The sequence below is a fragment of the Actinophytocola sp. genome (assembly GCF_036002505.1).
Taxonomy (GTDB): domain Bacteria; phylum Actinomycetota; class Actinomycetes; order Mycobacteriales; family Pseudonocardiaceae; genus DASYTH01.
In genome coordinates this window covers 21,627-41,879 of the sequence record NZ_DASYTH010000185.1, presented here as the reverse complement: position 1 = coordinate 41,879, position 20,253 = coordinate 21,627, and the positions used below count along the sequence as shown (strand labels likewise).

Annotated in this window: 16 protein-coding genes and 1 pseudogene; 11 read left to right on the top strand and 6 right to left on the bottom strand. The window is 70.3% G+C overall.

Features of this window, described 5'->3' with window-relative positions; all coding sequences use genetic code 11:
* The first annotated feature begins 3 nt into the window (after positions 1-3).
* From VGR06_RS15620 to VGR06_RS15600, 5 genes and pseudogenes are all read left to right on the top strand, one after another.
* A complete protein-coding gene (locus VGR06_RS15620; protein WP_327559793.1) occupies positions 4-651 on the top strand; it encodes a hypothetical protein in 648 nt (215 codons plus the stop codon).
* A 54-nt stretch (positions 652-705) separates the two neighbouring features.
* Positions 706-1,968, top strand: a pseudogene (locus VGR06_RS15615) (RNA-guided endonuclease InsQ/TnpB family protein).
* Positions 1,969-2,026: 58 nt separating this feature from the next.
* Entirely contained in the window at positions 2,027-4,144 is a 2,118-nt protein-coding gene (gene ligA / locus VGR06_RS15610; protein WP_327559804.1) for an NAD-dependent DNA ligase LigA, read from the top strand.
* The gene (locus tag VGR06_RS15605) at positions 4,141-4,632 is read left to right on the top strand and encodes a GNAT family N-acetyltransferase (RefSeq protein ID WP_327559792.1); all 492 of its coding nucleotides are present in this window, start codon (positions 4,141-4,143) and stop codon (positions 4,630-4,632) included. The genes ligA and VGR06_RS15605 overlap by 4 nt, the downstream gene beginning before the upstream one ends.
* Positions 4,633-4,807: 175 nt before the next feature.
* Positions 4,808-7,369: an ATP-binding protein gene (locus tag VGR06_RS15600; RefSeq protein WP_327559791.1), complete on the top strand. Its 2,562-nt coding sequence runs from the start codon at positions 4,808-4,810 to the stop codon at positions 7,367-7,369.
* Here the strand turns inward: VGR06_RS15600 and VGR06_RS15595 are convergent.
* On the bottom strand, positions 7,334-7,987 hold the full coding sequence (locus VGR06_RS15595) for an amino acid-binding protein (RefSeq protein WP_327559803.1): 654 nt from the start codon (positions 7,985-7,987) through the stop codon (positions 7,334-7,336). The genes VGR06_RS15600 and VGR06_RS15595 overlap by 36 nt on opposite strands.
* A 225-nt stretch (positions 7,988-8,212) precedes the next feature.
* On the opposite strand from VGR06_RS15595, the gene gatC reads away from it, so the two are divergent.
* From gatC to gatB, 4 genes are all read left to right on the top strand, one after another.
* Positions 8,213-8,512 carry an Asp-tRNA(Asn)/Glu-tRNA(Gln) amidotransferase subunit GatC gene (gene gatC, locus VGR06_RS15590; protein WP_327559790.1) on the top strand — a complete coding sequence of 100 codons (300 nt, stop codon included), beginning with the start codon at positions 8,213-8,215 and terminating at the stop codon, positions 8,510-8,512.
* Positions 8,509-10,029, top strand: coding sequence for an Asp-tRNA(Asn)/Glu-tRNA(Gln) amidotransferase subunit GatA (gatA, locus tag VGR06_RS15585; RefSeq protein ID WP_327559789.1), 1,521 nt, complete (start codon positions 8,509-8,511; stop codon positions 10,027-10,029). Before gatC ends, gatA begins: the two co-directional genes overlap by 4 nt.
* Complete coding sequence (locus VGR06_RS15580) at positions 10,026-10,229, top strand: hypothetical protein (protein ID WP_327559788.1); 204 nt, start codon at positions 10,026-10,028, stop codon at positions 10,227-10,229. Before gatA ends, VGR06_RS15580 begins: the two co-directional genes overlap by 4 nt.
* A 157-nt stretch (positions 10,230-10,386) precedes the next feature.
* Entirely contained in the window at positions 10,387-11,868 is a 1,482-nt protein-coding gene (gene gatB, locus VGR06_RS15575) for an Asp-tRNA(Asn)/Glu-tRNA(Gln) amidotransferase subunit GatB (RefSeq protein ID WP_327559802.1), read from the top strand.
* A gap of 63 nt (positions 11,869-11,931) precedes the next feature.
* On the opposite strand, the gene VGR06_RS15570 is transcribed toward gatB, so the two are convergent.
* The gene (locus tag VGR06_RS15570) at positions 11,932-13,107 is read right to left on the bottom strand and encodes a PQQ-dependent sugar dehydrogenase (RefSeq protein ID WP_327559787.1); all 1,176 of its coding nucleotides are present in this window, start codon (positions 13,105-13,107) and stop codon (positions 11,932-11,934) included.
* A gap of 154 nt (positions 13,108-13,261) precedes the next feature.
* Between VGR06_RS15570 and VGR06_RS15565 the strand changes: the two genes are divergently transcribed.
* Both VGR06_RS15565 and VGR06_RS15560 read left to right on the top strand, forming a co-directional pair.
* A complete protein-coding gene (locus VGR06_RS15565) occupies positions 13,262-14,176 on the top strand; it encodes a 2-hydroxyacid dehydrogenase (RefSeq protein ID WP_327559786.1) in 915 nt (304 codons plus the stop codon).
* Positions 14,177-14,380: 204 nt separating this feature from the next.
* The gene (locus VGR06_RS15560) at positions 14,381-15,076 is read left to right on the top strand and encodes a DoxX family protein (RefSeq protein WP_327559785.1); all 696 of its coding nucleotides are present in this window, start codon (positions 14,381-14,383) and stop codon (positions 15,074-15,076) included.
* Positions 15,077-15,123: 47 nt separating this feature from the next.
* Here the strand turns inward: VGR06_RS15560 and ilvD are convergent, their stop codons facing one another.
* From ilvD to VGR06_RS15540, 4 genes are all read right to left on the bottom strand, one after another.
* Positions 15,124-16,965, bottom strand: a complete 1,842-nt coding sequence (gene ilvD, locus VGR06_RS15555; protein ID WP_327559784.1) for a dihydroxy-acid dehydratase — start codon at positions 16,963-16,965, stop codon at positions 15,124-15,126.
* Positions 16,966-17,046: 81 nt separating this feature from the next.
* Positions 17,047-18,321: a tetratricopeptide repeat protein gene (locus VGR06_RS15550; protein ID WP_327559783.1), complete on the bottom strand. Its 1,275-nt coding sequence runs from the start codon at positions 18,319-18,321 to the stop codon at positions 17,047-17,049.
* An 8-nt stretch (positions 18,322-18,329) separates the two neighbouring features.
* The gene (locus VGR06_RS15545; RefSeq protein WP_327559782.1) at positions 18,330-19,661 is read right to left on the bottom strand and encodes a hypothetical protein; all 1,332 of its coding nucleotides are present in this window, start codon (positions 19,659-19,661) and stop codon (positions 18,330-18,332) included.
* 24 nt (positions 19,662-19,685) lie between these two features.
* Entirely contained in the window at positions 19,686-20,093 is a 408-nt protein-coding gene (locus VGR06_RS15540; protein ID WP_327559781.1) for a PH domain-containing protein, read from the bottom strand.
* Positions 20,094-20,253 lie beyond the last annotated feature (160 nt).

The following is a 20,253-nucleotide window of genomic DNA, read 5'->3' as shown; positions in this document are numbered from 1 at the left end:
CACATGAGGTGGTGGCGCAGGCAGACCCCGCAACCCGAGCCAGACCCCGGCCCCTTCACCCTGGCCGAGCGGTTCTGGTGCGGCTGGCAGGAGATGCTGCCCGAGGTGGCCGCCGCGCTGGGGGACCGGGAGCCGAACCGGGTGGAGAACCAGCTCTGCGACCTGGTCGCGGGGCTGCATCCGCGGCTGCACTTCAGTGTTGACCGCGGGCAGCGGGCGATCTACGCGCTGGTGGTCAGCGGGCAGGAGGACCCGGCGCTGCGCCCGTACACCGACGCCTGGAAGGCCGCGGCACCGCCGGAGGACGCCCTCTGGGAGTACCACGACTCGGTGCCGCCGGTGCCGGATCCGACGCTGGTGACGGTGAACCTGGGCGCGCACCGGATCGCGCTGGCCGACGTCCGGGTGGTGGCCCAGGTGGACGAGGAGCACGGGGTCGTCGACGTCGCGGTGCACCATCCGGTGCTGGCCGAGCTGGACGAGGCGGGCCGGTCGGCGCTGACGTTCCTGCCGCTGGACGCCACGCTGGGTGAGCGGCTGGCCGCCGAACGGCTCCGCCGGGTGGAGACCGCGGTCGCCGCGCCGGACGGCACTCTCGGGTTGCTGGAGTTCCGCGATCTTGTCCGGAAACTGGCTACTCTGCAACCGTGACCAGGAACTCAGCGATGCGAGCCTCGTCCCGAACGAGGGAGACAGCCGATCGTTGTGGGTCGGGCGTGGCATTGGCCGGCTCTGTCGGTGCAGTCACATACGGTCGTCTGCGTGAAGGCCGGGTACCGCTACCGGATCGAGCCGACTGTGACTCAGCGAGCGATGCTGGCGCGTACGTTCGGCTGTTGCCGCGTGGTGTTCAACGACGCGGTCCGAATCCAGCGGGAGGCCCGGCGGGTCGAGGAGAACGTCTCTCCCACCGAGGTGCAGCGTCGGGTGATCACCGAAGCCAAGAGCCGCGAGGATCGGGCCTGGCTTGGCGAGGTCGCGTCGGTGGCGTTGGTGCAATCGGTGCGGGATGCGCATCGAGCTCACCGCAACTTCATCGACTCGATCAGTGGCCAACGTTCGGGTCGGAAGATGGGCCCGCCACGCTTCAAGTCCCGCAAAGGCAACTGGCAGTCCTTTCGACTAACTCGCAACGGATTTGCAATCCGGCCGAACGGTCAGCTGTACCTGGCGAAGATAGGCGAGGTGATGGTGCGTTGGTCGCGGGAACTGCCTTCTCCGCCATCGTCAGTAACGATCATTCAGGAACCCGATGGACATTGCTACGCCTCATTCGTGGTCGAAGTTGGGCGGAAACAGCTGGTTCCGGTCGTTCAGGAGGCCGGGGTCGATCTCGGAATCACCAGGTTGGCGACGGTCGCCACCACAGCGGGCACGTGCTGGGAGGTTGCCAACCCGAATCACCTTGCCGGCAAGCGGCGCAAGCTCGCGCGTTTGGAGCGAGAGAAGGCTCGTCGAGCCAAGGGCGGGTAGAATCGAGCAAAATCTCGGTTAAAGGTGGCAGCCCAGCACGGGCGGGTGGCGCGGGCTCGGCGGGACTACCATCACAAGCGGGCTCTCAGGCTCGTTCGCGAGAACCAAGCGATCTACGTCGAGGATCTGAATGTGGTGGGCATGGTGCGCAACAGGCATTTGGCCTATGCTATTTCGGACGCCGGCTGGGGTCAGTTCATCCGTCTCGTGACGGAGAAGGCGGAACGGTATGGGCGCACAGTGCACAAGGTAAGCCGGTGGTTTCCGTCGTCGAAAAAATGCAGTGCGTGTGGTGCCGTGCGAGCCGAACTGCCACTCAAGGTCCGCGACTGGACCTGCAAATGTGGTTTCCGACACGATCGGGATCACAACGCAGCGATCAACATTCTCGCCGCCGGGCGGGCGGAGAGAATATACGCCTGTGGAGCTCCTGTAAGACCTCTCGCTGGGGAGGCTGGGAGCGATGAAACAGGAAGCATCCGAACCCCGGCCTAGCCGATTGGGAATCCCCACTGGCGCTGGCGAGGAGCACGTCAACAGTGTTGATGATGATCTGCCACCGGACGACGCGGCCGGCGCGGAGGGCGCCGAGGACGTTCCCGCCGACGTCCGCGAGCGGCACGCCGAACTGGCCGAGGAGATCACCGGCCACCGGTTCCGCTACTACGTGCTCGACTCGCCGACCGTCTCCGACGGCGACTTCGACGCGCTCTGGAACGAGCTGCTGAAGCTGGAGCAGGACCATCCGGGTCTGGTCACGCCGGACTCGCCGAGCCAGCAGGTGGGCGGCACGTTCTCCACCGACTTCGCCACGTTCGACCATCTCGAGCGGATGCTCAGCCTGGACAACACGTTCGACGAGGAGGAGCTGTCCGCCTGGTTCGACCGGGTGGACAAGGCGATCGGCGAAGGTACCGAGTACATCTGCGAGCTCAAGATCGACGGACTGGCGATCAACCTGCTCTACCAGAACGGGCGCCTCGCCCGGGCGCTGACCCGCGGGGACGGCCGGACCGGCGAGGACGTCACGCTCAACGTCCGCGCCCTGCGGGGCATCCCGGAGCAGCTCAACGTCACCGGGGAGTTCCCGGTGCCGGCCGTGGTCGAGGTGCGCGGCGAGGTGTTCTTCCTGGTTCAGGACTTTCTCGAGCTCAACGCCAAGCTGGTGGAGGCCGGTAAGGTGCCGTTCGCCAACCCGCGCAACACCGCGGCGGGCTCGTTGCGGCAGAAGGATCCCAAGGTCACCGCCAGCCGCAAGCTCCGGCTGATCTGCCACGGCCTCGGCAAGCGGGAGGGATTCGACCCGAAGCGCCAGTCCGGCGCCTACCGCGCGCTGGCCGCCTGGGGCCTGCCGGTTTCCCCGCACACCAAGGTGTTCGGCAGCCGGGACCAGGTGGTCGAGCACATCCGGTACTGGGGCGAGCACCGGCACGACCTCGACCACGAGATCGACGGCATCGTGATCAAGATCGACGACGTCGCCGTGCAGCGTCGGCTGGGCACCACGTCCCGGGCGCCGCGCTGGGCCATCGCCTACAAGTACCCGCCGGAGGAGGTGATCACGAAGCTGCTCGACATCCGGGTCAACGTCGGCCGCACCGGCCGGATCACCCCGTTCGCGGTGATGGAGGCGGTGCAGGTGGCCGGCTCCACGGTCACCCGGGCCACCCTGCACAACGCCGGCGAGGTCAAGCGCAAGGGTGTGCTGATCGGCGACCGGGTGGTGCTGCGCAAGGCCGGTGACGTGATCCCCGAGGTGCTCGGCCCGGTCGTGGACGCCCGCACCGGCGAGGAGCGCGAGTTCGTCATGCCGACACACTGCCCCTCGTGCGGCACCGAGCTCGGCTACGAAAAGGAAGGCGACGCAGATCTCCGCTGCTTCAACGGATCCTGCCCGGCGCAGCTGCGCGAGCGGCTGTTCCACCTGGCCTCGCGCGGCGCGTTCGACATCGAGGTGCTCGGCTTCGAGGGCGCCGACGCGCTGCTCTCCGCCGGCGTGATCGCCGACGAGGGCGACCTGTTCTCCCTCGACGAGGAGAAGCTGCTGCGAACGGACCTGTTCCGCACCAAGGCCGGCGACCTCTCCGCCAACGGCCGCAAGCTCCTGGCCAACCTCGAGTCGGCCAAAGACCGTCCACTGTGGAAGATCCTGGTCGGCCTCTCCATCCGGCACGTCGGCCCCACCGCGGCCCAGGCCCTGGCCCGCGAGTTCGGCTCCCTCGAGGCCGTCGCGGCCGCCGACGAGCAGGCCCTGGCCGACACCGACGGCGTAGGGCCGCGCATCGCCGAGTCCATCCAGGAATGGTTCGAGGTCGACTGGCACCGCGCCGTCGTCGAGAAATGGCGTGCCGCCGGCGTCCGCATGGTCGACGAGCGCGACGAGTCCATTCCCCGCAACCTTGAAGGCCTCTCCATCGTCGTCACCGGCAGCCTCGCGGGGTTTTCCCGCGACGAAGCCAAAGAAGCCATCATGTCCCGCGGCGGCAAGGCCTCCGGCTCGGTCTCCAAGTCCACCGCCTTCGTCGTCGTCGGCGACTCACCCGGCTCCAAGCACGACAAGGCCGTCCAGTTGAAGGTCCCGGTGCTCGACGAGGACGGTTTCCGGATACTGCTCGATTCCGGCCCCGACGCCGCCCGCGAGGTCGCTGCCGTGGGTGAGGCCGAGGAGTGACCGACCTCACCATCCGCCCGGCCCGCCCGGACGAGCTGGACGCCGTCGGCGAGCTGACCGTGCGCGCCTACCTGGCCGACGGCCCCATCAGCGAGAAGTACACCGCCATCCTCGCCGATGCCCGCTCCCGCTCCCGCGCCGCCGAACTGCTGGTGGCCGTGGACGCCGAGGACCGGATCGTGGGCACGATCACGATCGCCCTCCCCGGCGGCGAGTTCGCCGACATCGCCCGGGACGGCGAGCTGGAGTTCCGCATGCTCGCGGTGGACCCGGACGCCCGCCGCCGCGGTCTCGGCGAGGCCCTGGTCCGCATGGTGATCGACCGCGCCCGCTCCCTCGGCCTACCCCGCGTCGTCCTCTCCAGCCAGCAGAACATGACCGGCGCCCACCGCATCTACGAGCGTTTCGGCTTCCGCCGCCACCCCGACCGCGACTGGATGGTGCCACCGAACTTGACGCTCATCGTGTACGCCCTCGACCTTGACTAGCCAGTGTGGACTGTCAGGTTCTGGCCATTTCAGGAATTGGTGGAAATTTTGCCCCGGGCTCGCCGGTGGCTCGTAGTATGGCGTGATGGCGCGTTCGGAACCTGCCGTGCATCGGACCATTGTCGTGGTCGATGTCGAGGGATTTGGCAACCGGCGCCGTACCAATACCCATCACGTGGCCATCCGGAGTGGGCTGTACCGGGCTCTGCGGCGATCATTTGACAGCTCCGGTCTGTTCTGGGCGAGCTGCGGTCACGAGGACCGCGGCGACGGCGTGCTCATTCTGGCACCCGCCGAATTGATCAAGGCGCTTTTTGTCGATGCCCTGCCCTCCGCGCTTGCTGCGGCGCTGGGCGAGCACAACCTCACCCATCCGGAGGAGGAACGAATCCGGCTGCGGATGGCACTGCACGCCGGCGAAGTCACCTATGACGAGCACGGCGTCACCTCCGCGTCGGTCAACCTGACGTTTCGCTTGGTGGATGCGAAACCGGTCAAGGAGGCGCTTGCCGAATCGCCGGGCGTGCTGGCCGTGGTCGTCTCGGAATGGTTCTTCGATGAGGTGGTGCGGCACAGCCGGGAGACCGATCCCGCGACCTTCCGGCCGGTCCGGGTCACCGTGAAGGAAACGTCGACCGTGGCCTGGATCGGTCTGCCCGACCATCCCTACCCACCCGATCCCGCGCACCTCACGGCGCCGCCACCCGCCGCGCCGGCCGGTCCTGTTCCGCACCAACTTCCCGCCGCACCGCGGTGGTTCACCGGCCGCATCGGCGAGCTCGCCGCCCTGGACGCCGCCGCCGGGCGCGGTGGGACGGTCATGATCACCGTCCTGGCCGGCGCCGCTGGCGTCGGCAAGACGTGGCTGGCGCTGCACTACGCCCACCAGCACCTGGACCGGTTTCCCGGCGGGCAGCTGTTCGTCGACCTCCGCGGCTTCAGCCCGGCTGGCGAGCCCATGGCGCCCGGCGTTGCGCTGCGCGGGTTTCTCGACGCCCTCGGCGTGGACCCCGCCCAACTCCCCGCCGATCTCGACACCCGAGCCGCCCGTTACCGCGACCTGGTCGCCGGCCGGCGGATGTTGATCGTGCTGGACAACGCGGCCGACACCGCCCAGGTCACGCCGCTGCTGCCGGGCACACCCACGGCCACGGTGCTGATCACCAGCCGCAACCACCTGTCCGGCCTGGTCATCGGGCATGGCGCGTACCACCTCGAGGTCGGTGTCCTCTCCGTCGCCGAGGCCCGCCAGCTGCTGGCCAAACGGCTGAGCGACGAGCGGGTCTCGGCCGAACCCCGGGCCGTCGCCCAGCTCATCGCGCGGTGCGGCGGAATTCCCCTGGCTCTGGGCATCGTCGCCGGGCGGGCACAGATCCAGTTCCACCTCCCCCTGGCCACCATGGCCGCCGAGCTCGGGCAGGCGAGCCTGGCTGCGCTCGACGATGACGACCAGGGGGCGAGCCTGCCCGCCATGCTGTCCTGGTCCTACCGGGCCCTCACCGAAGAGCAGGCCCGCGTGTTCGGGCTGCTCGGAGTCGCGCCCGGTGCCGACATCAGCCTCCCGGCCGCGGCCGACCTCGCCGGTCTGCCGAAAACGCGGACCGCGGCGGTGTTGCGTGGGCTGCACCAGGCCTCGCTGCTCAGCCAGGACATCCCCGGCCGGTACCGGATGCACGACCTGATCCGCAGTTACGCCGCCGACCACGCCCCGGCCGTGTCCGGTGTGGCGGTCGCGCTGCGCCGGCTGATCGACTTCTATCTGCACACCGCGTACGCGGGTGAACGGCTGCTGGATCCGCACCGGCAGCCGATCCAGCTCGGCCCCGCCGGCTCCGGCTGCCACCCCCACCCGTTGCCCGACGACACCGCGGTCATGGCCTGGTTCGACGCAGAACACGCCTGCCTGCTGGCTGCCCAACACACCGCCGCCACCCACGGCTGGCACGAACCGGTCTGGCAGTTGGCCTGGTCGCTGAACACGTTCCATCACCGGCGAGGGCACCGCAAGGATCATCTCGGAACCTGGCGGGCCGGCCTCGCCGCCGCCCAGGCGCTGGGCGATCCGTCCGTCGAGATCCTGGCCCACCGGCTCCTCGGCCACACCCTTGGCCGGGTGGGCCGGCACGACGAGGCGCTGCACCACCTGAGCCTGGCGTTGACCAAGGCCGAACGGAACGGTGACCTGCCGCAGCAGGCCCACACCCGGTTGGCGTTGGCGCGGGCATGGACCCAGCTCGGGGATGACCGGAAAGCGCTGGAGCACGCCACTCACGGGCTGCGCGTCTACCGGCGGATCGGCGTTCCGGCCCGGGAAGCGGACGCGCTCAACGCGGTGGGCTGGTACAGCGCCCGGTTGGGCCGGTACGACGAGGCCCGCGTGCACTGCCAGGCCGCGCTCGTCCAGCACCGCCGCCACCGCAACCGCACCGGTGAGGCGGCCACGCTGGACAGCCTCGGCTACATCGCGCACCTCGGCGGTCACCACGCCGTCGCCGTCGACTACTACCGGCAGGCGGCCGCCGTGTTCGGCGAGCTCGGCGACACCTACGGGCGGGCGGACACCCTGCGCGATCTCGGCTATCCGCTCCTCGCCGACGGCCACCCCGGGCCGGCCCGAGCGGCATGGCGGGAGGCGGTCGCGCTGTACCAGACCCAGCAGCGCGCCGCCGACGCCGACCGGGTTCGGCGGCTGCTGGACGCGTTAGTCGTTGAGGACGACGGCGATGATGCCGGCTAGGTGGGCCAGGCGGGCCACCTCCGCGGCGCGGAACATGGGGCCGCCGGGTCTGCCGACGAGGAGGACGCGGTCGGGTTTGCCCAAGGGTGTCGCGGCGAGCTCGGTGCCGAGTTGTTGCCAGGTTTCGGGGACCCAGCTTTCCTCGCCGTCCAGCACGGTGGCGCGGGCGAGGGGCATCCAGGGGAGGTCGAGCGTCTGGATCTCGGGGGCGGCGGTGCTGGAGGCCAGCCGGTGGGCGCCGGCGGTGTCGGAGGCGACGACCAGGGCCCAGCCGGCGCGGACGATCTTGGGGACGCCTTCGGTGAAGATGTCCAGGCCCTCGTCGGGGGTGGCGGCGACCTCCTCCACGAGCTCGAGCTCGCGGTGGGTGTCGAGGACGCCGGCGTACGGGCGGACGGCGTCCACCTCGACGCCGGTCACCGACTCGGCCGCGGTGATCAGCACGTCCGGGAGCCGGCCCTTGGGCAGCTCGACGACCAGGTCGTCGATGGCCACGCCGGACCCCCGCTCGACCACGTCCACGCTGAGGATGTCGGCGCCGATGCTCCCCAGGGCGGTGGCTACCGCTCCCAGCGTTCCCGGGATGTCCGGGAGCTGAACCCGGATCAGGAAGGACAAGGCGAACGCCTCTCTCGCCATGCGCGGCTCCTCGCCGTCCGCGCCTGGGCCGGCCGATGATTGTCGCAGACCAGGCGATGCCCGCACCGGGGTGTCCGGCTTGCGGGATCGGCTCCGGTGTACACCTGTAAGTCCCGGCAAAACAACCCGTTCGGGCCGGCGGAGGCAAGCGAAATAGACTCCCGGGAGACGTTCCGGCCCGACACGCAGGGGGTTCAAGAGCCCGTGCCCACCATCTCGCGCGACGAGGTCGCGCACCTCGCCAGGCTGGCCAGACTGGCCGTCACCGACGACGAGCTGGACGTGTTCGCCGGCCAGCTCGGCGTGATCCTGGAGTCGGTGGCCAGTGTGAGCGAGGTCGCAGCCGACGACATCCCGCCGACCTCGCACGCCGTGCCGCTGACCAACGTGTTCCGCGACGACGTCGAGCGCCCCGGTCTGACCCGTGAGCAGGCCCTGGCCGGGGTGCCGGCCGCGGTGGACGGGCGGTTCCGGGTGCCGCGGATTCTGGATGAGCAAGCATGAGCGACCTGACCCGCAGGACGGCCGCCGAGCTGGCCGGGATGATCCAGGGCCGTGAGGTCTCCGCGGTGGAGGTGGCCCGGGCACACCTGGACCGGATCGCCGCCGTGGATCACGCGGTGAACGCCTTCCTGCACGTGGACGGCGACGGCGCGCTGGCCGCGGCCGCGCGGGTGGACGAGACGGTCGCCGCGGGCGGCCCGCCGGCCTCGCCGCTGGCCGGGGTGCCGCTGGCGCTCAAGGACGTGCTGACCATGTCGGGCCTGCCCACCACGTGCGGTTCGAAGATCCTCGAGGGCTGGGTGCCGCCGTACGACGCGACGGTCACGGCCCGGCTGCGCAACGCCGGCATCGTGATTCTCGGCAAGACCAACATGGATGAGTTCGCGATGGGCTCGTCCACCGAGAACTCCGCGTACGGGCCGACCCGCAACCCTTGGGACCTGGAGCGGATCCCGGGTGGCTCGGGCGGCGGCTCGTCGGCGTCGCTGGCCTCGTTCCAGGCGCCGCTGGCCATCGGCACGGACACCGGCGGCTCCATCCGCCAGCCCGCCGCGGTCACCGGAACCGTTGGGGTGAAGCCAACTTACGGCGGCGTGTCGCGGTACGGGCTGGTGGCGTTCTCCTCGTCGCTGGACCAGGCCGGGCCGTGCGCGCGCACCGTGCTGGACGCGGCGCTGCTGCACGAGGTGATCGGCGGGCACGACCCGCTGGACGCCACCTCGATCGACGCCCCGGTGCCGCCGGTCGTGGCCGCGGCGCGCGAGGGGGCCGGGGGCGACCTGCGCGGCGTGCGCATCGGCGTCGTGCGGGAGTTCACCGGTGAGTGGTACCAGGCCGGCGTGCTCGCGGCGTTCCAGAACGCCGTTGCGGCGCTGGAGAAGCTGGGCGCCGAGATCGTCGAGGTGTCCTGCCCGCACTTCGACTACGGCCTGTCCGCGTACTACCTGATCGCGCCGAGCGAGGCGTCCTCGAACCTGGCCCGGTTCGACGGGATGCGGTACGGGCTGCGGGTCGGGGACGACGGGTCGGCAAGCGCCGAGCAGGTCATGTCGCTGACCCGGGAGGCCGGTTTCGGCGCGGAGGTCAAGCGACGGATCATGATTGGAACGTATGCGCTCTCGTCGGGTTACTACGACGCGTACTACGGGCAGGCGCAGAAGGTGCGGACCTTGATCACCCGGGACTTCGCGGCGGCGTTCGGGAACGTCGACGTGCTGGTCTCGCCGACGACGCCGACCACCGCGTTCCGGATCGGCGAGCGGGTGGACGACCCGATGGCCATGTACCGCGCGGACCTCTGCACGATCCCGGCCAACCTGGCCGGGAACGCGGCCATCAGCGTCCCGTGTGGACTGTCCGATGAGGACGGCCTGCCGGTCGGCCTGCAGATCATGGCGCCGGCGCTGCAGGAGCAGCGGATGTACCGGGTGGGCGCCGCCTACGAGGTGGCCCGCGACGCCGCGCAGGGCGGTCCGTTGATCAACCGTGTCCCCGAGCTGGAGATGATCACAAAGTGAGCAAGGCCAAGAGGGTCAAGGGCGCGTTCGGCGTCGTCAGCTCGGTGACCGCCGCGACCGGCGCGGTGACCAGCCTGAAGCGGGCGCGGACCGACCGCGACCGGCTGCTGCTGGCCAACGCCATTGCCAGCATCGCGGTCGCGATCACCGGTGCGCTGCTCGCCATCCGGTCGCTGCGGAAGGGCGGGCGGGACAAGTGAGCGGAGGTGAGGCCGCGAGTGCCGAATGGACGCGCGAGCGAGCAGGACTGAACGGCAGCGCAGGTGCGAGGAACGAGCACCGAGCAGCGTATGGAGGAAGCCGGCGCCTTCTGCGGCCGAGCCGGAGCGACCAGGAGGCACTGTGAGTCCGGAGTTGATGGACTACGACGAGGTGCTCGAGCGCTTCGACCCGGTGCTCGGGCTCGAGGTGCACGTCGAGTTGTCCACGCACACCAAGATGTTCTGCGGCTGCCCGACGGCGTTCGGGGCGGAGCCGAACACCCAGGTCTGCCCGGTCTGCCTGGGCCTGCCGGGCTCGCTGCCGGTGGTGAACCGCGCGGCCGTGGAGTCGGCGATCCGGATCGGGCTGGCGCTGAACTGCGAGATCGTCGAGTGGTGCCGGTTCGCCCGGAAGAACTACTTCTACCCGGACATGCCGAAGAACTTCCAGATCTCCCAGTACGACGAGCCGATCTCGGTGCACGGCGCGCTCGCCCTCGAGCTGGCCGACGGCGACGTGGTGGAGATCGGCATCGAGCGCGCACACATGGAGGAGGACACCGGCAAGTCGCTGCACGTCGGCGGCGCGACCGGGCGGATTCACGGCGCGGACTACTCGCTGCTGGACTACAACCGCGCGGGCGTGCCGCTGATCGAGATCGTGACCAAGCCGGTCGAGGGCACCGGCGCGCGGGCGCCCGAGGTGGCCCGGACCTACGTGGCGGCGCTGCGTGACCTGCTGCGCGCACTGGGCGTCTCCGACGTGCGGATGGACCAGGGCTCGTTGCGCTGCGACGCCAACGTGTCGCTGATGCCCAAGGGCGCCACGGAGTTCGGCACCCGCACCGAGACCAAGAACCTCAACTCGCTGCGCAGTGTCGAGCGGGCGGTGCGCTACGAGATGTGCCGGCAGGCCGCGGTGCTGGTCGCCGGCGGGACCGTCTACCAGGAGACCCGGCACTTCGACGAGGCCACCGGGACGACCTCCGCGGGCCGGCGCAAGGAGACCTCCGAGGACTACCGGTACTTCCCGGAGCCCGACCTGGTGCCGGTCGCGCCGAGCCGGGAGTGGGTCGAGAAGCTGCGCGCCACGCTGCCGGAGATGCCGTGGGAGCGCCGCAAGCGCGTGCAGTCCGACTGGTCGCTGTCCGACCTGGAGCTGCGCGACCTGGTCAACGCCGGCGCCGTCGACCTGGTCGCGGCCACCGTGGACGCCGGCGCGCCGCCGGACAAGGCCCGCTCCTGGTGGATGTCGTACCTGGCCGAGCAGGCCAACAGCCGCGGCGTCGAGCTCGCCGAGCTCCCCATCACCCCTGCCCAGCTGGCCGCCGTGATCGACCTCGAAGCCGGCGGCACGCTCAACAACGCCCTGGCCCGCCAGGTCGTCGACGGCGTCCTCGCCGGCGAGGGCGAACCCGCCGCCATCGTCGACAAGCGTGGCCTGGCCGTGGTCTCCGACGATACGGCGCTCTACGCCGCCGTCGACGAGGCCCTCTCCGCCCAACCCGACATCGCCGACAAGATCCGCGGCGGCAAAGTCGCCGCCGCCGGCGCCATCGTCGGCGCCGTCATGAAGGCCACCCGCGGCCAAGCCGACGCCAAACGCGTCCGCGAGCTGGTCCTCGAACGCTGCACCTAACCGCGAGTCCCCGGTTCGAGCACGCGAGTTCCCAGTTGGGGCACGTGAATTCGGGGTTCCGCGCTAATCTGCAGAGCCGCCGGGGCCGCCGGCGGGGTTGAGCTTGATGGCGCGGTCGTCGCTGGAGACGGGGGTGCCACCGTCCTTGTTGACGGTGGTGCCGACGGCTACCGCGTTGTTGACCAGGTCGAGGCCGGCGAGGCGGCCGAAGCCGTCCTTGTCGGCGAGGAGCACCTGCGGTTTGCCGCGGAACGTGCCTTCGCGGGTCAGGGGGAGCACCTGGAGGTTGCCGGCGCCGGCCGCGGCCACGGCGACGGCCGGGTCGGTGGACATGCAGCCGGCCACGCCCGGGCGGTCCGGCCAGGTCCAGGCCGGCTCGCCGAGGCCCTTGCCGAGCTGGAGCCGGTAGAGCAGGTCGCGGGTGGCGTCCCGGTCGGTCAGCCACATCCGGGCGCCGTCCATCGACGCGCACACGCCGCCGGGGGAGTGCACGCCGCTGGCCACGATGGCGGAGGTGCGGGTCGGGTTGCCGTCGGCTGGCTTGCCGAGCGCGTTGATCCGCAGGACCTTGCCGGCCAGCGAGGCCTGGTCGGCCGCCAGCGCGGGGTTGCCGGCGTCGCCGGTGGCCAGCAGCAGCGCGCCGCGGTGGTCCTGGGCGAGCGCGCCGCGGTTGCCGCTCGGGCCGCGCGGGATACCGGTCAGTACCGGTTTCGGCGTGTCGCGCTCGGCGATGCGGACCACCCGGTTGTCGGTCGCCGTGGTGACGTAGGCGAACACCAGCCGGTCCTCGGCGTAGTTCGGGGACAGCGCGAGGCCGGTCAGCCCGCCGTCGGTGCCCGCGTCCACCGGGACCGTGGCCACCACGACCGGCTCGGCGTCCTTGCGCACCCGCACGATCCGGCCGGTGGTGCGCTCACCGACCAGCGCGATCGGGTCCGACCCGTCGCCGGGCAGCGCGGCCACCGCGTACGACGGGTTCAGGCAGGTGGCGATGACCATCGGGTTGAAGTCGGTGCAGCCGTTGGGCGGGGGGATCTCGGTGGGCGCGCCCGGCCCGCCGCCGCCCCCCTCGCCGGGAACCCCGCCGGTGTCGGGCGCCTGCGGCTCCGGCCCGGCCTGCGGGGTCAGCGGCTGCTGCGGCTTCCAGCTCTCCGGCGGCGGTTGCGCGGTGAACGTGGCGCACGCCGAGAGCAGCATGCCGCCCAGCACACAGCTGGCGAGCTTCATCCGGCGCGGCATCACATCTCCCAGGCTAGGTCGCCCTCCGTGAGCCTCCCGTGAGCGAGCTTGCGAGCGAACCATCAACACTGCCCTTGCCGCCGAGGGACGAGGTGGCAGGGGTCGCCGTCACCGAGCTTGCGAGGTGACGGATGACGCGCCTTAGGGTGGGTTCATGGCGATCACCGTGCTGGTGCCCGACGACTTCGGGATGTCCGCGCTGTCCCGGATCGAAGGCGTCGAGCTGGTCCGGTACGACGTGCGGCAGCCGCTGCCGGCCGAGGCGGAGCGCGCGCAGGTGCTGATCCCCGGGTTTCTGGCCCAGCGGGACACCGTGGAGCTGATCAGGCAGCTGCCCAACCTCAAGCTGATCCAGCTGATGTCGGCCGGCGCGGAGCTGTGGACCGACATCGTGCCGGACGGCGTGCTGCTGTCCATCTGCCGCGGCGCGCACGGTGGCAGCACGGCCGAGTGGACCATCGGGGTGCTGCTGGCGATCTACCGCGAGCTGCTCCAGTTCGAGCGCGACCGGGAGCAGCACCGCTGGCACCAGCATGTGACGGACACGTTGCAGGACAAGCGGATCCTGGTGATCGGCGCGGGCGACCTCGGCCAGCAGCTCAAGCGCCGGCTGGATGCGTTCGACGCCGTCACCACGCTGGTCGGCACCCGGGCCCGGGACGGTGTGCACGCTGTCACGGAGCTGCCGGACCTGTTGCCGCGGCACGACGCGACCGTGCTCATGGTGCCGGTCACGCCGGCCACCACCGGCATGGTGGACGCCGCGTTCCTGGCCGCCATGCCGGACGGCGCGGTGCTGGTGAACGCCGCGCGCGGGGCCGTCGTGGACACGGACGCGCTGCTCGCCGAGCTGAGCAGCGGCCGGCTGCGGGCGGCGCTCGACGTCACCGACCCGGAGCCGCTGCCGCCGGACCATCCACTGTGGACGGCCCCGGGCCTGCTGCTGACCTCGCACGTCGCCGGCAGCGTCACCGGGCACCGGGAACGCGCCTACGCCATTGTCGCCGCGGAGATCGCGCGGTTCGCGGCCGGCAAGGAGCCGGAGAACCTGGTCCGCGGGGACTACTGACAGTGTGCCTGATGGATCATCGCGGAACGTTGACATAGCCTCAGCTCCTGCCAACAGAACCTCAGGGGACCGTGGCGGTACCCAGCCACAATCAACCGGTGATCTGCACTTTCCGCTGGAACGTGACGACAGCAGTTCATCCCGGAGAGGCGGATCAGCGGACAGTATCAAGCAGGGTCTGGACGCATCCCCTAGCCTGCCTGCGTGAGTATCGACGACGATCGCCCCCGGCACGCGGGCGACTATGCGAACAGCGGTACGTACACCCGGAGTCCGGGCACGTACCCGGGCGGCGGCTCCCCCGACTCGTCCTGGGCCGACGACGACGCCTTCTCCACCGAGCCGACCAGCGTCCTGCCCGGTGCGAGCCCGTACGACGGCTTCGCCGAGGACACGCCGGCCGGCAGGAAGAACAGCTGGCACGCCGGCGCCGACCTCGGCCTGCTGGTGCTGAGACTGGTCCTGGGCGGACTGTTCATCGCGCACGCCCTGCAGCACCTGTTCGGCTGGCTGCAGGGCCGGGGCCTGGACGGGATGGCCGACCAGCTCGCCAAGTTCGGCTACAGCAACAACACGATCCTGGCGTGGGTGACCGGGTTGACCGAGCTGGTCGGCGGCACGTTCGTGCTGCTGGGCCTGTTCACCCCGGCCGGCGCGGCGGCGATCCTGGCCGTGATGGCCAACGCCATCGTGGTCAAGTTCAACGTCGACGTGTTCGCCGGCGGTGTCGAGCTGGAGTCGATCTACGCGGCGGCCGCGTTCGCGGTGCTGTTCGCCGGGCCCGGCCGGATCTCGCTGGACCGGCCGACCCCGTGGTACCGCAACGCTTCCGCGTTCGGCGTGGTGTTCTTCCTGCTCGCCGCCGCGGCCAGCGTCACCATGCTGCTGGTGTTTCGCTGATGCCCTGAAGGCCGCCTTCATGGCATTCAACGTCCCGAAGGCGGCCTTCAGGGCACTTGGCGGACGGCTCCGGTGGCGGCGTCGGTGGTGAGCGCGGCGTAGGCGCGCAGGGCCGCCGACACCGGCCGCTGCCGGTCGGCCGGCTGCCACGGGCGCTCGCTGGCCTCCATCTTCGCTCGCCGCTCGGCCAGCACCTCCGGGTCGACCAGCAGCTCGAGGCTGCGCGCGTGCACGTCGATGCGGATCTGGTCGCCGTCCTGGACCAGCCCGATGGTGCCGCCGCCGGCCGCCTCGGGGGAGACGTGCCCGATGGACAGCCCCGAGGTGCCGCCGGAGAAGCGCCCGTCGGTGACCAGCGCGCACTTCTTGCCCAGCCCCGCGCCCTTCAGGAACGCCGTGGGGTGCAACATCTCCTGCATGCCCGGCCCGCCCGCCGGCCCCTCGTAGCGCACCACCAGCACCTCACCCGGCTGGATCTGCTTGCCGAGGATCACCGACACCGCCTGCTCCTGGCTCTCCACCACGCGGGCCGGACCCTGGAACCGGAACAGCTCCTCGTCGATCCCGGCCGCCTTGATCACCGCGCCGTTCTCGGCCAGGTTCCCGGACAGGACGGCCAACCCGCCCTCGGCGGTGTACGCGTGCGCCGCGTCCCGGATGCACCCGGCCGCGGCATCGGTGTCCACAGTGGACCACCGGTTGGCGGTGGAGAACGCCTTCGTGGTGCGCACCCCGCCGGGCGCGGCGTGGAACAGCTCGATTGCGTGCGACCCCGGTGACTTCCCTCGAATGTCCCATTCGGACAGCCAGGCGTCCAGCGACGGGCTGTGCACGGTGTGCATCTCCCGGTTCAGCAGCCCGGCCCGGTCCAGCTCGCCCAGGATGGCCGGAATCCCACCGGCCCGGTGCACGTCCTCCATGTGGTAGTCCGAGCTGGGCGAGACCTTGCAGACGCACGGCACCCGCCGGCTGATCGCGTCGATGTCGGCCAGCGTGAAGTCGACTTCGCCCTCGCGCGCCGCGGCCAGGATGTGCAGCACGGTGTTCGTCGACCCGCCCATGGCCATGTCCAGCGCCATGGCGTTCTCGAACGCCGCCCGGGTCGCGATGGACCGCGGCAGCGCGGACGCGTCGTCCTCGGCGTACCAGCGCCGCGCCAATTCGACCACGGTGCGGCCGGCGCCGGTGAACAGGTCGCGTCGCGCGGCGTGCGTGGCGAGCGTGGAACCGTTGCCCGGCAAGGAAAGCCCGAGCGCCTCGGTCAGGCAGTTCATGGAGTTGGCGGTGAACATGCCCGAGCAGGACCCGCAGGTGGGGCACGCCGAGCGCTCCACCTCGGCCAGCCCGAGGTCGTCCACGCCCGGGCTCGCCGACGCCGCGATCGCGGTGATCAGATCGGTCGGCGCGTGCGCGACCCCGTCCACCACGACGGCCTTGCCCGCCTCCATCGGTCCACCCGAGACGAACACGGTCGGGATGTTGAGCCGCAGCGCCGCGTTCAGCATCCCCGGCGTGATCTTGTCGCAGTTGGAGATGCACACCAGCGCGTCGGCGGTGTGCGCGTTCACCATGTACTCCACCGAGTCCGCGATGATCTCCCGGGACGGCAGGGAGTACAGCATTCCGCCGTGCCCCATGGCGATCCCGTCGTCCACGGCGATCGTGTGGAACTCGCGCGGCACCCCGCCCGCTTCCCGCACCGCCTCGGCGACGACATCCCCGAGGTCACGCAGGTGCACGTGCCCGGGCACGAACTGGGTGTAGGAGTTGGCGATGGCCACGATCGGCTTGCCGAAATCGGATTCGGTCATCCCGGTGGCCCGCCACAACGCGCGCGCCCCCGCGGCGTTGCGGCCCATCGTCGTCGTACGGGATCGGAGCGCAGGCACGGCCCCTCCAGTCTCCACGTTCTGATCTTGTCTCGGCTGCGCCTGGTCAGCGCGTCCCCACAGGTGACGGTGCCTCCGAGGCTACCCCAGCATCCCCCGCACCCGTTCCACCGAGCTCACCAGGTCCTCCCACTCCTCGTCATCAGCCAGCGGCGACCCGTACTCCTCCCGCACTAGCTGGTACAACTCGACCCCTTCGGCATACGCCGCCTCGGCTTCCGCGAGCTGACCCTGACCTTCGTGGGCGCGCCCAATCCTGGCCAAGGCGAGGGCAAGGTCCTGAAGGGTTTCGGGGGTTGGGCCGTAGGTGTCGTGGATGCGGCGGCCTAGGGTCAGAGATTCGGAAAGGTAGGTGAGGGCCTGATCGAACCGGCCGTGTCTCTCGTGGATACGTCCCAGGCGGTCCAAGGCGACAGACAGGTCGCGGAGGGATTCCAGATTCTCGCCGCGCTGGGCGACAACGAGGCGGGCGATGTCCAGCTGTGCCTCGCGAATGGGGAGAGCCTCGTCGAGGTCAGACGCTTCGGCCAGTAGGTCAAGCATTTCGTCAGTGATGTTGAGGCCGAGCGGGCGGCAGGTGGCGATGGAGCGGCGTGCGTGGGTGACGGCGGCGGGAAGGTCCTCGCGGCGAGCTAGTGCGCGGGCGAGCCAGGCGTGGGCGAGAGCCCGATCGTCCGGGGTGTGGGCGGCGTCGAGTGCTTCCCGGGCGGCGGACACGGCGTCGTCCGTATGGTCCGCCTGTTCGGCTGCCGCAGCTCGGCGCAGGATCGGCCGCAGCTCCTCACTCGGCTCGATGCCGGGCTCCAGGGCATGTTCGACCGCCCAACGGAGGTCCGGCTCGTCAGTGTCCCGGACCGGTGTCGCGGATCGGCGGGAGTCGACCGGCGAGGCCGGCATGGGCACCGCGTCGACCACCTCCATCAGAGACCGGTACGACCACAGGTCGGGAGCCGCCTCCCGCACGGTGGCGAGCAGACCCGGTGGGCATACCAGGATCACGCCGGCCGGCAGGAGCTTTCGCAACAGGTCGCGCCGCTCGTTGAGCCGTCGCAAGAAGGTTGCCCAAGTCGGGCGCCAGGGCTCGGGCTCGCCGGCCACCCCGATCAACCACACTGCCGCCAGATCCGGCGAGTGTTCTCCTAACAGCCACGACATGGCCGCCATCAGCTCTTCCGGCCGGTCGACCTCGGCAACTCGGGTGTCCCTGAGGCGGGTCCGGCTGTAGTTGCGTGTCCTGGCCTGCAGCTCGTCCACGACGAAGGCATTGCTGCAGAACAGGAAGCCGAGCCAGAAGCCGGGCTGGAGCGCGAGCTGGGCCCGGAGTTTCTCCCAGATCGGCTCCACCACCGCCGGCATGGCGCGGGTCATGACACGTCGAGCACCCGCCGGGCGAGGGGGTGCACCTCGTACCAGTCGTGCCCGTTCTTGTGGCCGAGGATCATGTGGGTGTCCATCAGCCGGGCCATGAGTTGGACCTCGCTGTCGGCCGGCTCCGGGATGCCGTTGGTTCGGATGACCCGGCGGAGGAAGTCGGCCTGCTCCCTGGTCACGCTGGAGAAGCCGTGGGCCACGCTGTTCAGCACTTCCTCGAGATGGTCAGCCGAGATGGGAAGGGTGAGGCCGCGTCCGTAAACCGCGGTGATGACCTGCTGGAGAACGAGGAAGATGTCCCGCAGGTGCCCGCCGGATGCGTCGATCGCCCGATGCAGCATCTTGGGTTCGCCGAGCATCCGCTCCCAGGGGATTCGCCTCGTCACCACCTCCATGAGCTCGGCCATGGTCCGCTTGGCGTTGGTGTCGATTTCGCCTTGCTGATTGTGCAGCTGGGGTATGGGTACCTGCCAGACCGGCCCGTCGTAAGGGAGGGCACCAGGCGCGGTGAACAGCAGATAGGTCGGCACGGTGTAGACCATGTGGTGTGTGGAGAACCGCAGTTTGTCGGAATGCTGCACGAACAGGGCCTCGACCGAGGCCTGCACCTCGGCGTCGTTCTCGAGCGTGCCGCGCAGCTTCTCCAGGCTGTCGACGATGACCACCACGCCGCGGGTGTCCGGATTGTCGATGCGGTTCTGCCCGACCAGGTCCTGGAAGAACTCGGCGATCTCCTGGCGGAGCTCGTAGATCCTGGAGGCAAGCTTCTGGCGCAGCTCGTCGACGAATGGTGGGCTTCCCTGCAGGCTGCGCTTGAGATCCACGTCGACGCTGACGCCGAGGGCGGACGCGGCCAGCTTTCCGTCCCCGGCCGACATGGAGACCGGGCCGGCTTCGATGTTGACGTTCAGGCGCTGCAGGAAATCGAGGAACCGCCGCCCGAAACCTTCCTTGGCCGGATCGGCCGGCGGGAACTGCTCGCTGGTGCCGAGTGCCACCGCGATCAGGAAGTCGGCGACGTCGACCGGCATTGCCTGGTTGACCAACTGCAGGATGTCGATGATCACGACGGTGAAGCCGTCCTGCTCCAGCGCCCCCTTGAGCCGGTAGAGCTCGGTGGTCTTACCCGACCCGCGCGGCCCGGACAGCAGCTGGGCGGTGGGGTTGAGCCTGAGGTCGATCATGGCGTGGATCTCGTCGACGGCGGCCTTGCCGGACTCTTCCAGCGGCACGTAGCGGTGCTCGTTCGGGTCGGTCGGGTCCAGCGGATCGAGGGTCAGCGACGCCATCCACTCCCGCAGGAGGGGCCGCAGCTCGGTGCTCATGCGGTGATCGTACGGCCGCGCAGGTCAGGCCGGCGGGCTCGGCGAATCGGGGAGCGGGTCGTCCAGCCGGCCGCCGCTGACCAGGGCAAGCGCGGACAGGTGGCGGGTGCGCACGGACGGCAGGGCGACCTCGGTGTCGTCGGTCAGCACCGCGTGCACGCCGGAGCGTCTGGTCAGCCGCAACCCTTTCAGGGACGACCACGGCAGCGAGCGGCTGGTGAACACCCGCCGGACGGCGAGCCCCTCGCCGTCGGCCGTGGTCCGCGTGCGCAACACCCAGGCGATCAGCCCGAGCGGCACGAGGTAGATCAGGGAGAAGCCCGGCGCCCCCACCGCGAACGGCGTGGCGCCCATCGCCAGCAGCAGCGCGGCCAGCACGGCGACGGCCGGCGTACGGAACACCAACCGGCTGGGCACCTGCACCTCTGACACGGCGCAAGTCTGCCACGTCCACGATCCGGGAGTTCCATCCCGCCAAGTTGACGCTGTACCCCCGATCGCACTAACGTCTGCGTCGTGCAGATTCAGACTGGCCTCGTACTTATTCAGCGCGTTCGACGCTGAGTGGTACCGGCTGCGTCGAACGCGCGAC

Excerpts from the sequence above, each read along its gene's own strand:
- VGR06_RS15550 (WP_327559783.1), bottom strand. The coding sequence starts at position 18,321 with ATGCCGGCGGTGGTGGAGCCGATCTGGGAGAAACTCCGGGCCCAGCTC.
- VGR06_RS15620 (WP_327559793.1), top strand. The coding sequence starts at position 4 with ATGAGGTGGTGGCGCAGGCAGACCCCGCAACCCGAGCCAGACCCCGGC.
- VGR06_RS15570 (WP_327559787.1), bottom strand. The coding sequence starts at position 13,107 with ATGCCGCGCCGGATGAAGCTCGCCAGCTGTGTGCTGGGCGGCATGCTG.
- VGR06_RS15565 (WP_327559786.1), top strand. The coding sequence starts at position 13,262 with ATGGCGATCACCGTGCTGGTGCCCGACGACTTCGGGATGTCCGCGCTG.
- gatA (WP_327559789.1), top strand. The coding sequence starts at position 8,509 with ATGAGCGACCTGACCCGCAGGACGGCCGCCGAGCTGGCCGGGATGATC.
- VGR06_RS15545 (WP_327559782.1), bottom strand. The coding sequence starts at position 19,661 with ATGAGCACCGAGCTGCGGCCCCTCCTGCGGGAGTGGATGGCGTCGCTG.
- gatB (WP_327559802.1), top strand. The coding sequence starts at position 10,387 with ATGGACTACGACGAGGTGCTCGAGCGCTTCGACCCGGTGCTCGGGCTC.